Origin of the sequence: Stenotrophomonas sp. PS02298 (genome assembly GCF_029959445.1) — a bacterium.
In the GTDB taxonomy this organism is placed as follows: domain Bacteria; phylum Pseudomonadota; class Gammaproteobacteria; order Xanthomonadales; family Xanthomonadaceae; genus Stenotrophomonas.
The window spans coordinates 1-12,086 of record NZ_JASCOR010000134.1 but is presented as its reverse complement, the minus strand read 5'-3'; the positions used below and the strand labels follow the sequence as shown (position 1 = coordinate 12,086).

The window sequence follows — 12,086 nt, the reverse complement described above, 5'->3', positions numbered from 1 at the left end:
CCCCTCCCTTTGGCGTGGGCTGGGCCCCCTCCCTGGCGCGCAGCGCAGGGGAGGGCCGGGGAGGGGTGCTTCTAAAGCTCCAGCCACGCAGCAAAACCCAGCCGCGAAAGGCACCCCTCCCCAACCCTCCCCTGCGCTCCGCGCAAGGGAGGGGGCAGATGCCTGCGCGCCCGTAGTCCTAACGCGAGTGCACGCTTCGCTCCCTCCCTTTTGCGCAGCAAAGGGGAGGGTTGGTGAGGGGTGCTTCTAAAACTCCAGCCGCCCAGCAAAATCCAGCCCACAAGCCGCTGTACTCAGAGCCAGCGCAAGCACTCAAAGCCAGCCGCGAAAGGCACCCCTCCCCAACCCACCCCTGCGCTCCGCGCAAGGGAGGGGGCAGATGGCTGCGCGCCCGTAGTCCTAACGCGAGTGCACGCTTCGCTCCCTCCCTTTTGCGCAGCAAAGGGGAGGGCTGGGGAGGGGTGCTCTTGCTTGAGCTCCCTCCTCTGCGCGACGCGCAAGGGAGGGGGCAACAGCCGCGCGCAAGGGGATAGCCGATGACTGCGCTGCGTCTTTCGCCAGGAGGCGGCTAAAACCGCCACAGCCCTTACAATGCGCCGATGGCGACGGAGCAGATTGAAATCTCGGAACGATTGGCGATACCGGAAACGGAGATCGTCGAGCGCTTCGTGCGTGCGTCCGGCGCGGGCGGGCAGAACGTCAACAAGGTCTCCACCGCGGTGGAACTGCGTTTCGACATCGCCGGCTCGCCGTCCCTGCCTGAACCACTGCGCGAACGCCTGCTCGCCCGCCGCGACCGCCGGGTGACCAGCGAAGGCGTGCTGGTGATCGACGCGCAACGCTTCCGCACCCAGGATCGCAACCGCCAGGATGCACGCGAACGCCTTGCCAGCTTCATCCAGTCCAGCCTGAGTGTGCCCAAGCCACGGGTGGCGACCAAGCCCACCTACGGCTCCAAGCTGCGCCGGCTGGATCAGAAAAAGGAGCGCGCGCAGGTCAAGCGCGGCCGTTCCACACGTAATTGGGAGTAGTGCTTGAGCAACACGCCACCGACCGTTCCGGTTGTTCCTGCCGCCGTCCCGCAGCGCAAAGGCGCCGCCTTCAGCCGTTGGCTTGGGCGCAGCGTGCTGCGTCTGGGCGGCTGGCACATCCGCGGGCCGGTTCCGGACCTGGCCAAGGCGGTGGTGATCGCCGCGCCGCATTCGTCCAACTGGGATGGCCTGTGGGGGCTGGCGGCAAAGATGGCCTTGGGCCTTGAAGCCCGCATCCTTGGCAAGGACAAGCTGTTCTGGTGGCCGCTGAGCCTGGTGCTGCGGCGCATGGGCGTGGTGCCGCTGGACCGCAGTTCGCCGCAGGGCACGGTGGGCCAGGCGGTGGCGATGATCCGTGACAGCGAGCAGATCTGGTATGCGCTGGCGCCGGAAGGCACGCGCAAGCCGGTGACTGAATGGAAGGGCGGTTTCCTGAAGATCGCGCGCATGGCCGATGTGCCCATCATCCCCGCCTATTTCCATTACCCGGAAAAAGTCATCGGCTTCGGGCCGGTGTTCCATACGACCGGCGATGACGTGGCCGACATGGCTGCCGTTCGCCAGTGGTACCGGCAATGGATGGGCCGCAACCGCGGCAGCGGCTGAGCCGCCGCGTCCGGCGCGGCTTGGCGCCACCATCGGCACATGCCGCTCACAGGGGAACGGAGTAGGGTGATGGGCTGTTCGAAGCCCGTTCCCAAGGAGCCGTTTCATGTCGCGTACCGTTGTTCTGGCCGCCGCCATCAGCCTTGCGCTGGCCGCCTGTTCTGGCAAGGAGTCCACTGCCCCCGTGACCGCCAATGCACCTGCGGAGGCCGCCAAGCCGGGCGATGCCTCCACCAACCCGTTCATGACTGTCAGCTCGCTGCCGTTCCAGGCGCCGGCCTTCGACAAGATCAAGGACGGCGATTACCTGCCGGCCTTCGAGGAAGGCATGCGCCAGCAGCTGGCCGAGATCAAGCAGATCACCGACAACACCCAGCCGGCCACCTTCGACAACACCTTGCTGCCGATGGAGAAGTCCGGCGCCATCCTGGACCGCGTCAGCCGCGTGTTCTTCAGCGTGGTGCAGGCCGATACCAACCCGGAGCGGCAGAAGATCCAGGAAGACGTGGTGCCCAAGCTGGCCGCGCATGGTGATGCCATCCACCTCGATGCCAAGCTGTTCGCACGCATCAAGAGCATCTATGACGGCCGCGCCGAAGCCGGCCTGGACGCCGAGCAGCTGCGCGTGGTCGAGGAGACCTACAAGGGCTTCGTCAAGGCCGGTGCCGAGCTCAGCGATACCGACAAGGAAACGCTGAAGCAGTACAACGCCGAAGAAGCCACCCTGTCCAACGACTTCCACAACAAGCTGGTCGCGGCCACCGCCGCCGGTGCGGTGGTCATCGATGACAAGGCGCAGCTGGCCGGCCTGTCCGATGGCGACATCGCCGCCGCCGAAGACGCTGCCAAGGGCCGCAAGCTCGACGGCAAGTGGGTGCTGAGCCTGCAGAACACCACCCAGCAGCCGGCACTCGGCTCGCTGCAGGACCGCGACGTGCGCGCCAAGGTGCTGCAGGCCTCGGAGACCCGCACCGAGCACGGTGATGCCAACGACACCCGCGCCATCATCCAGCGACTGGCCCAGCTGCGTGCGGCCAAGGCCAAGTTGCTCGGCTTCCCGAACTACGCCGCCTACAACCTCACCGACCAGATGGCGCAGACGCCGGAGCATGCGCTCAAGCTGCTGACCGACACCGTGCCGGCGGCCACTGCCAAGGCGCGCGGTGAGCTGGCCGAGATCCAGAAGGTGATCGACGCACAGAAGGGTGGCTTCAAGGCCTCCGCATCGGATTGGGACTTCTACGCCGAGCAGGTGCGCAAGGCCAAGTACGACCTGGACGAGTCGCAGATCAAGCCCTACTTCGAGCTGGACAACGTGCTGCAGAACGGCGTTTTCTACGCCGCCAACCAGCTCTACGGCCTGACCTTCAAGGAGCGCAAGGACCTGCCGGTCTATCACCCGGACGTGCGCGTGTTTGAAGTCACCGATGCCAACGGCCAGCCGCTGGCGCTGTTCTACGCCGACTTCTTCAAGCGCGACAGCAAGTCCGGTGGCGCCTGGATGGACGTGTTCGTCGAGCAGGACGGCCTGACCGGCACCAAGCCGGTGGTCTACAACGTCAGCAACTTCACCAAGCCTGCCGCCGGCCAGCCCGCACTGCTGAGCTGGGACGACGTGACCACCATGTTCCACGAGTTCGGCCATGCCCTGCACGGCATGTTCTCCAACACCAAGTACCCGAGCGTGGCCGGCACCGGCGTGCCGCGTGACTTCGTCGAGTTCCCGTCGCAGTTCAACGAGCACTGGGCTTCGGACCCGAAGGTGTTCGCCAACTACGCCAAGCACTACCAGACCAAGGCAGCGATGCCGCAGGAGCTGGTCGACAAGATCGCCAAGGCCAAGACCTTCAACCAGGGCTACATGACCACCGAATACCTGTCGGCAGCGCTGCTCGACCTGGCCTGGCATACGCAGGGCGCTGATGCACCGTTGCAGGACGTGGACAAGTTCGAAGCCGATGCGCTGAAGCGCTACAAGGTGGACCTGGCCCAGGTGCCGCCGCGTTACCGCAGCAGCTACTTCGACCATATCTGGGGCGGCGGCTACTCGGCCGGTTACTACGCCTACTTCTGGGCGGAGATGATCGACCACGATGCCTTCGAGTGGTTCAAGGAGAACGGTGGCCTGACCCGTGAGAACGGCCAGGTGTTCCGCGACAAGATCCTGTCGATCGGCAATACCCGTGACCTGGCGACGGCCTACCGCGATTTCCGCGGCAAGGACCCGAGTGTCGAGCCGCTGCTGCACAACCGCGGCTTGAAGTAAGCGGCCTTGGAACAAGCGCTCGCACTTGTGAGCATGTGAAACGACGAACGGCAGGGGAAACCCTGCCGTTCGTGTTTGTGCGCGTGCGGTGCTGCAGGCTGCAGCGCGCTGGTGTTACTCGCAGCGCACCTTGGTGATGACGTTGTTGGCGTCGGTATAAACGCGCAGGCGATCCTGGCGGATATCGCGGGAGACGATGGTGGTCGGGCTGATCGGATTGACCAGGCCTGCACCGCTCTCGGCCTTCAGGCGACGCACGGTGGCTTCGTCATTCACCGTGCCCACCGCCCATTGCACGGAGGCATCGCTGCAGCGGCCGAAATCGGGATCGTCGCTAAGCGGTGGCGCACTCAGGCAACCGCCCAGGGCGATGCTCAGCAGGCCGGCGGTCAGCAGCGGGCGGAGGATGGCAGCGGTGTAATGCGGTGTGATTTGAGGCATGGGGCAGTTCCTCCGTTCGAATATGCGCTGAGCATAGCAGCGGCCAATTGTCTGGTTGCTGTTTTGCAGGACTGCCAACCAAGTCGCGATAGGACAATGAATGGTTGTTAGGATCATTCCGATTGCATCTCTGACCTGATCCAGCAAAGGAAGCTACCCCATGAAATCAGCCAAGCGATCCATCATTGCCGCCTGTGCCACCGTACTTTTCGGTATGGCAGGCGTGCAGTCCGAGGCCGATGCCTGCACCCGTTTCGTCTACCACGGCGCCGGCAATGAAATCTTTACCGGCCGTTCGATGGACTACAAGATCGATACCGGCACCCATCTGTGGATGTTCCCGCGCGGCATGCAGCGCACCGGCGAGACCGGCCCGGACACGCTGAAGTGGACCTCGCGCTACGGCAGCGTCATTGCCAGCGCTTACGACATCTCCACCACCGACGGCATGAACGAAGCCGGCCTGGTCGCCAACCTGCTGTGGTTGGCCGAGTCCGAATATCCCGAGCGCAACAGCGGCAAGCCCGGCCTGGCCATTTCGGTGTGGACGCAGTACATGCTCGACAACTTCGCCACCGTCGAGGAAGCGGTGAAGGTACTGAGCGCCGAGCCCTTCACCCTGGTCAGCGATGCAGCGCCCGGCGAGCAGCGCCTGGCCACCTTGCACCTGTCCATCTCCGATGCCAGTGGCGACAGCGCCATCATCGAGTACATCAAGGGCAAGCAGGTCATCCATCACAGCCGCGACTACAAGGTGATGACCAACTCGCCGATCTTCGAAGAGCAGCTGGCACTGGAAACCTATTGGCGGCAGATCGGCGGCACGGTGATGTTGCCGGGCACCAACCGTGCTTCGGATCGCTTCGCGCGCGCTGCCTTCTATATCGACGCCATTCCCAAGTCGACCGACCCGGTGGAATCCACTGCCAGCGTGTTCGGCGTGATCCGCAATGTATCGGTGCCGTACGGCATCACCACCCCGGACCAGCCGAATATTTCCTCGACGCGCTGGCGCACGGTCTCCGACCAGTCGCGCATGCGCTACTACTTCGAATCCGCGCTGGCACCCAATGTGTTCTGGGTGGACCTGAAGAAGATTGATTTCAGCGAGCGCGGCAAGGTGAAGCGTCTGGACCTTGGCAACCAGCAGCGCACCATCTACTCGGGTGAAGCCAACGCCCAGTTCAAGGACGCCAAGCCCTTCCGTTTCCTGGGCGTATAAGGCAAGCAATCGGCGTGCCCGTGCAAGCGGGCACGCATCATATGGAGCTTCAATGAAAACCCGATTCACCCGCAAATACCTGTGCCTGCTGTTGGCAATTGGCTGCATGCCGCTCGCGCACGCACAGAACAACGACAACGACGACAGCTGGCGCTTCCAGGCCACACCTTATGTGTGGATGAGCAGCATGGAAGGGCAGGTAAGGCCGTTCCGCAGCGCACCGACGGCGGATGTGCACAAGTCCTTCTCCGAGCTGATGGACAGCCTCGATGCCGCCGCCTTCATCACCGGCACCGCACGCCGTGGCAACTTCGTGTTGCAGGCCGATTTCACCCATGCATCCACTTCCGATTCGACGCCGCTGCCGATTGGCCTGGCAGCGAACCTGAAGGTGAAGCAGACCTCGGCAACGGTAACTGCAGGCTATGCCTGGTCGGCGAACGAGCGTACCGGCATCGACCTGTTGGCCGGCGCGCGTTACTGGGACATCAATGCAGCGGTGAACGTGCCGGGCCTGGGATCGGCGCGTTCGGATTCCACCTTCGTCGACCCGATTGCCGGCGTGCGCTGGCGGCAGACGCTGAGCCCGCGCTGGAGCAGCATTGCCTATGTGGATGTAGGCGGCTTTGGTGTGGGTTCGGATTCGACCTGGCAGCTGTTGGCGCTGGCCAACTACCAGGCGACGGATAACTTGTTCGTATCGATGGGCTACCGCCACCAGAGCCTGGATTACCGCGACAAGGGCAAGCGCCTGGACGTGTCCCTGTCCGGCCCGATGCTGGGTGTGACCTACCGTTTCGGCGCAGGGCAATAGCTTTAGTCCCCTCCCTTTGGCCGAAGGCCAAGGGGAGGGTTAGGGAGGGGTGCTCTGAGCAGCAACCCCGAAAGCCCAAAGCAAACCCACCCCCTCCCAACCTACCCCTTGGCTACGCCAAAGGGGAGGGGCAAATCTTCGCCCCCTCCCTTTCGCGCAGCGAAGGGGAGGGCTGGGGAGGGGTAGCTTTTGACCGTGTAGAGCCGAGCCATGCTCGGCTGGAGCCTCACCGGGAAAGCCTCTGCCGAGCATGGCTCGGCACTACACCTCGTTCGGATCCGCCTTCCAATACCCGGTCGCGCGAATCCATTCCTTCGGCACCTGCAAATGCCCTTCCACAAACTTGCGCATCATGCGCGCACGCTTGGACTCGGTGGCAATCCAGTAGTGCGTATCACCATCAGGCTGCTCGAAATCCACCAGCGCGTCCTCCAGCAAGGTACTGCTGGCCGCATCAAAGCCATTGCGCTCGAACCACGACACAGTCACCTGCGCCGCGCTCTCCAGCGGCTGCCGGTCACCTTCTTCCGGGATCTCGATGAACACCTCGGCCACCGCACCTTCCGGCAGCTCTTCCAAGCGCCGCGCGATCGCCGGCAACGCCGTCTCATCACCAATCAGTACATAGCAGTCGAAATCATCAGCCACCACATGCGAACCACGCGGGCCGGCAACCACCAACGCGTCGCCAACCTTCGCGTTGGCTGCCCAGCTCGTGGCCGGGCCATCACCATGCAGCACGAAGTCCAGCACCAGCTCCCCAGCATCGGCATCGTAGAAACGCGGCGTGTAATCGCGCGCCGGTGAAGGCTGCTTGCCTTCCGGATAGCGCGGGCCCTGTTCGGTAAGTTCCGGCAATACAAATTCGCCTTCGGCATTGGCGAAGAACAGCTTCACGTGGTCATCCGGTGAGCGGCTGTCAAAACCTTCCAGCGCATCGCCGCCTACGACGATGCGCTGCATGTTCGGGGTCAAACGTTCCGTGTGCACTACCTGCAGCTGGCGGAAACGCGGGGTCATGCGGATCAATTGGGTTTCATGCTGTGACATGGGGGTACCTGGGGTCAGTGTCGGCAAGGCCGGGAGACCGTGGCTGGATCGCTCTGGCTGGGTCGTAGTGAATAACGGTGGTGCGAATCAGTTTTCCTGCGACTGCTGCTGTACCAGCGCGGTCGCCTCTGCAATCAAACTGGCGATGCGCGCGACATCGGCGTCCTGCCAATCGCCTTTGCGCAACATCAACGAGTGGGTGAACTGGTGCATGGCATCGCGTAGCGGCGCCGGCAGGCTTTCCCTGGCGATCACGCGCGAGTTGTGGCGGGCGCGCATGCGTGCGGTTTCCACGTCCTCGGCGCGCAGCTTGAGTTGGGTCTGGCCAAGGTTGGTGATGTGGTAGCGCTTGCGCCCGCCGTCTTCCTCGGCGCTTACCCAGCGCTGCTTCTCGAAATCGGCCAGCAGCGGATACACCGAGCCCGCGCTGGGCGTGTAGACGCGCACGAACATCTCGCTGATCTGCTGGATCAGCTCATAGCCGTGGCGCGGTTGCTCGCCGATCAGGGACAGCAGCAACAGGCGCAGATCGCCACGGCCCAAGGGGCGCGGGGTGGGGGAGCGGCGGGGTTCCGGGCTGGTCATTGAGGTTTTCGATATATCGAATTTGCGCAAAACGATATATCGAAAACTCTTCCGGCGCAAATGGCAGCGCCTCCCATGGGACGGTGCAGACCAGCAAGATGGGCATTCCTGGTGGGTGGTGGGGCCGTTCGCTGGCCCCGCTGTCATCGGGCTGATCCCGGCAGATGGCAATTTCGCCCCATGTTTAGCGCCATTAAGGGTGTTGGAAGGGGTGCGGAAGCTGTCTCCGGCTGTCCTAGTGGGCGCATGAGAACTGTCGCGAACTGTCTTGCAGACACTGGCTTTTGCCGCTCCATACGCATGCGTAGCCAGCTTGGCAAGGTACCGGGTGCGCTACACTTTACGGCTCAAAATAATGACAAGCGCGCGCGTGCGTGCAGTAACTGGGAGCGCTAATGAACTGGTTGAACGAGATGCTTGATAACGACACGAATCCCCTGGAAACCCAGGAGTGGATCGAGTCGTTGAAGGCCGTTATCGATGTCGAGGGCCCCGAGCGCGCACATCAGTTGCTGGAAGGCATGGTTGAACTGACCCGTCGCTCGGGCGCGTTCCTGCCGTTCTCCCCCACCACCGAATACGTCAACACCATCGAGCCGCAGCTGGAAGCCAAGAGCCCCGGCAATGCGGAACTGGAATGGCGCATTCGTTCCATCATCCGTTGGAACGCAATGGCCACCGTCGTGCGCGCCAACCGCAAGCCGGGCGACCTGGGCGGCCACATCGCCTCGTTCGCATCGGGCGCCACGCTCTATGACGTGGGCTTCAACCACTTCTGGCGCGCGCCCAGCGACAACCACCCGGGCGACCTGCTGTTCATCCAGGGCCACAGCGCCCCGGGCATCTATGCGCGTTCCTACCTGGAAGGCCGCATCAGCGAGCAGCAGCTGGACAAGTTCCGCATGGAAGTGGACGGCGGCGGTCTGTCGTCGTACCCGCACCCGTGGTTGATGCCGGATTACTGGCAGACCCCGACCGTGTCGATGGGCCTGGGCCCGCTGGCTGCCATCTATCAGGCGCAGTTCCTGCGTTACCTGGAAAACCGCGGCCTGATCGAGAAGAGCGACCGCAAGGTGTGGTGCTTCATCGGCGACGGCGAGTCGGACGAGCCGGAAACCCTGGGCGCGATCGCCCTGGCTGGTCGCGAAGGCCTCGACAACCTCATCTTCGTCGTCAACTGCAACCTGCAGCGCCTTGATGGCCCGGTGCGCGGCAACGGCAAGATCATCCAGGAACTGGAAGGCGTGTTCCGTGGCGGCGGCTGGAACGTGATCAAGCTGCTGTGGGGCGGTTACTGGGATGCCCTGCTGGCCAAGGACACCAATGGCGTCCTGAAGAAGCTGATGATGGAAACCGTCGACGGCGAATACCAGAACTGCAAGGCCTTCGGCGGCGCGTATACGCGCGAGCATTTCTTCGGCAAGTACCCGGAAACCGCAGCGATGGTTGCCGGCCTGTCCGACGACGACATCTGGCGCCTGAACCGTGGCGGCCACGACCCGCACAAGGTGTACGCCGCCTACCACCAGGCCGTGAACACCAAGGGCATGCCGACCGTGATCCTGGCCAAGACGGTCAAGGGCTACGGCATGGGCAGCGCTGGCGAAGCGCTCAACCCCACCCACCAGACCAAGAAGCTGGACGACGAATCGGTCCGCCATTTCCGCGACCGCTTCAACATCCCGGTCACCGACGAGCAGCTCAAGGACGGCCAGGTGCCGTTCTACCACCCGGGCCCGGATTCGCCGGAAGTGAAGTACCTGCAGGAGCGTCGCGCTGCGATGGGCGGCTACCTGCCGCAGCGTCGCCAGAAAGCCGACAAGTCCTTCGTCGCACCGAAGCTGGAAACCTACGAGCGCCTGCTCAAGGAATCCGGCGAGCGCACCTATTCCACCACCATGGCTTTCGTGCAGACGCTGAACATCAGCCTGCGTGACAAGGAGCTGGGCCCGCGCCTGGTGCCGATCGTCGCCGACGAAGCGCGCACCTTTGGCATGGAAGGCCTGTTCCGCCAGATCGGCATCTATGCCCCGTACGGCCAGAAGTACAAGCCGGTCGACGCCGACCAGCTCATGTACTACCGCGAAGACCAGAGTGGCCAGGTGCTGCAGCAGGGCATCAGCGAGCCGGGTGCCATGTCCTCGTGGATGGCGGCCGGTACCAGCTACTCGGTCAGTAACGTGCCGATGCTGCCGTTCTACATCTACTACTCGATGTTCGGCTTCCAGCGCATTGGCGACATCGCCTGGCAGGCAGCGGACATGCGTACCCGCGGCTTCCTGCTCGGCGGTACCGCCGGCCGCACCACGCTGAACGGCGAAGGCCTGCAGCACGAAGATGGCTTCAGCCATATCGTTGCTGGCGGCATCCCGAACGTGCGCAGCTACGACCCGACCTTCGGTTTCGAAGTCACCGTCATCCTCCAGCACGGCACCAAGGCCATGATGGAAGACCAGATCGACGAGTACTACTACATCACCCTGATGAACGAGAACTACGCCCACCCGGCCATGCCGGAAGGCGCAGCCGAAGGCATCATCAAGGGCATGTACTTGCTCACCGACGCCGGCAAGCCGAAGAAGGGCGAGCTGCGCGTGCAGCTGCTGGGCAGCGGCACCATCCTGCGTGAAGCCATTGCAGCGGCCGAACTGCTGGACAAGGATTTCGGCGTCACCGCCGACATCTGGAGCTGCCCGAGCTTCAACGAACTGCGTCGCGATGGTTTCGATGCCGAGCGCTGGAACCGCCTGCACCCGGAAGCCGAACCGCGCAAGCCGTACGTCACCGAGCTGCTGGAAGGCCGCCAGGGCCCGGTCATCGCCGCAACCGACTACGTGCGCGCCTACACCGACCAGATCCGCGCCTTCGTGCCGGCTACCTACTCGGTACTGGGCACGGACGGCTTCGGCCGTTCGGACACGCGTGCCAACCTGCGTCGCTTCTTCGAGGTTGACCGTTACTACATCGCGCATGCGGCCATTGCGGCGTTGGCGAAGGACGGCAAGATGACGGCGAAGGATGTTGCCCGGGCTATCAAGCAGTATGGGATTGATCCGGAGAAGGCTAACCCTGTTGGGGTTTGATTTTCCGCGTGTCAGTCACCAAACCTTTAGAAGGCCGCTCATTGCGGCCTTCTTCTTATAAACAGCAGGGATAAAGCTATGAACGCCGATGCAGCGAAGGAAGCGGCGACAGCGATTCTCATGGAAGAGATTGAGGAATACTCTCAGGACCGAGAATGTTTTACCTTCGGTGTACGTTAGAACGACGGACGCTTTCGATTACTATGTTGGGCATCTCTGTAGCCAGTTTGCGTATATCGATCTTGTAATTCCCGGAACTGTGATGCCTGCTGGTACGGATTACGACATGATTGAGCGATTGTCTGGCCAGATTTACCAGGTTGGTGCACTTGCTCCTAGTAGAATTGACAAGCTGCAGTTGAGGATTGATCGGGCGCGCCTGTTCGTGCAGTCGATGCAAAATGCGATGGAAGCGCATTCTATGTTTAGGCAGGACGCTCTGATATCCGATAGTGTCAGATCTTTTGTGAACGGCTTGGATATTCAGCTAGAGCGTCAGTCGACATCAATACTAGATCTGGCAAAAAAGGTGTTTTCGAGATATTCGAAATGATCGATGGGCAGGGGTGGGAGCAGGGGCAGACTAGGATTCGGGAAAATAGGGGCCCAAAAAAAGGGGCGAAAAATGGGTCAGGGTCAGGTTGATTCCTCTCTGGCCCCTGTCTGCTGAGAAAATAGGAAAAAATAGGGGTCAGAGAAAATAGGGGTCAGAGTTAGGTTAATTACTCTCTGGCTCTTGTTGGCCGCGGCCGACCAAATCTCTACGAACGATTTCGTCCAATTTGCGGGCGGGAGACAGATTGCTTATGCATTCGTTCTAACCAGAGACAGGGGGAAGTAAATTTTCGTCCCGGCGACATTGAGCGTGTGCAGATTTTTGTGTAAACGGGATTCGGGTTACAGCTGAGGGAGCCGCCCCTCAAACTGGATGGTAAATCGGTTCAGGGCTGCCTTCCAATCACGGATGGGTAAGGTCCATCGTTTGCTG

10 protein-coding genes are annotated in these 12,086 nt (G+C 62.4%); 7 read left to right on the top strand and 3 right to left on the bottom strand.

Going from position 1 to position 12,086, the window contains the following annotated elements; genetic code table 11:
• Window positions 1–599: 599 nt before the first annotated feature.
• From arfB to dcp, 3 genes are all read left to right on the top strand, one after another.
• Window positions 600–1,031: an alternative ribosome rescue aminoacyl-tRNA hydrolase ArfB gene (arfB, locus tag QMX78_RS16500; RefSeq protein ID WP_282271559.1), complete on the top strand. Its 432-nt coding sequence runs from the start codon at window positions 600–602 to the stop codon at window positions 1,029–1,031.
• Between the two features lie 3 nt (window positions 1,032–1,034).
• Window positions 1,035–1,637 (top strand): lysophospholipid acyltransferase family protein, encoded by a 603-nt coding sequence (locus QMX78_RS16495; protein WP_282271557.1) that lies wholly within the window; start codon window positions 1,035–1,037, stop codon window positions 1,635–1,637.
• Window positions 1,638–1,743: 106 nt separating this feature from the next.
• Window positions 1,744–3,903: a peptidyl-dipeptidase Dcp gene (gene dcp / locus QMX78_RS16490; protein WP_282271555.1), complete on the top strand. Its 2,160-nt coding sequence runs from the start codon at window positions 1,744–1,746 to the stop codon at window positions 3,901–3,903.
• A 114-nt stretch (window positions 3,904–4,017) separates the two neighbouring features.
• On the opposite strand, the gene QMX78_RS16485 is transcribed toward dcp, so the two are convergent.
• Window positions 4,018–4,344: a hypothetical protein gene (locus QMX78_RS16485; protein WP_282271550.1), complete on the bottom strand. Its 327-nt coding sequence runs from the start codon at window positions 4,342–4,344 to the stop codon at window positions 4,018–4,020.
• Window positions 4,345–4,558: 214 nt separating this feature from the next.
• On the opposite strand from QMX78_RS16485, the gene QMX78_RS16480 reads away from it, so the two are divergent.
• Both QMX78_RS16480 and QMX78_RS16475 read left to right on the top strand, forming a co-directional pair.
• The gene (locus QMX78_RS16480) at window positions 4,559–5,566 is read left to right on the top strand and encodes a linear amide C-N hydrolase (protein WP_343239291.1); all 1,008 of its coding nucleotides are present in this window, start codon (window positions 4,559–4,561) and stop codon (window positions 5,564–5,566) included.
• 52 nt (window positions 5,567–5,618) lie between these two features.
• Window positions 5,619–6,380: a hypothetical protein gene (locus tag QMX78_RS16475; protein WP_282271546.1), complete on the top strand. Its 762-nt coding sequence runs from the start codon at window positions 5,619–5,621 to the stop codon at window positions 6,378–6,380.
• Between the two features lie 261 nt (window positions 6,381–6,641).
• Here the strand turns inward: QMX78_RS16475 and QMX78_RS16470 are convergent, their stop codons facing one another.
• On the bottom strand, window positions 6,642–7,430 hold the full coding sequence (locus QMX78_RS16470; RefSeq protein WP_282271544.1) for a siderophore-interacting protein: 789 nt from the start codon (window positions 7,428–7,430) through the stop codon (window positions 6,642–6,644).
• Between the two features lie 87 nt (window positions 7,431–7,517).
• On the bottom strand, window positions 7,518–8,015 hold the full coding sequence (locus QMX78_RS16465; RefSeq protein ID WP_282271541.1) for a PadR family transcriptional regulator: 498 nt from the start codon (window positions 8,013–8,015) through the stop codon (window positions 7,518–7,520).
• A 395-nt stretch (window positions 8,016–8,410) separates the two neighbouring features.
• Between QMX78_RS16465 and aceE the strand changes: the two genes are divergently transcribed.
• The gene (aceE, locus tag QMX78_RS16460) at window positions 8,411–11,098 is read left to right on the top strand and encodes a pyruvate dehydrogenase (acetyl-transferring), homodimeric type (protein ID WP_282271539.1); all 2,688 of its coding nucleotides are present in this window, start codon (window positions 8,411–8,413) and stop codon (window positions 11,096–11,098) included.
• Window positions 11,099–11,384: 286 nt separating this feature from the next.
• On the top strand, window positions 11,385–11,651 hold the full coding sequence (locus QMX78_RS16455) for a hypothetical protein (protein WP_282271537.1): 267 nt from the start codon (window positions 11,385–11,387) through the stop codon (window positions 11,649–11,651).
• The last annotated feature ends 435 nt before the right edge of the window (window positions 11,652–12,086 follow it).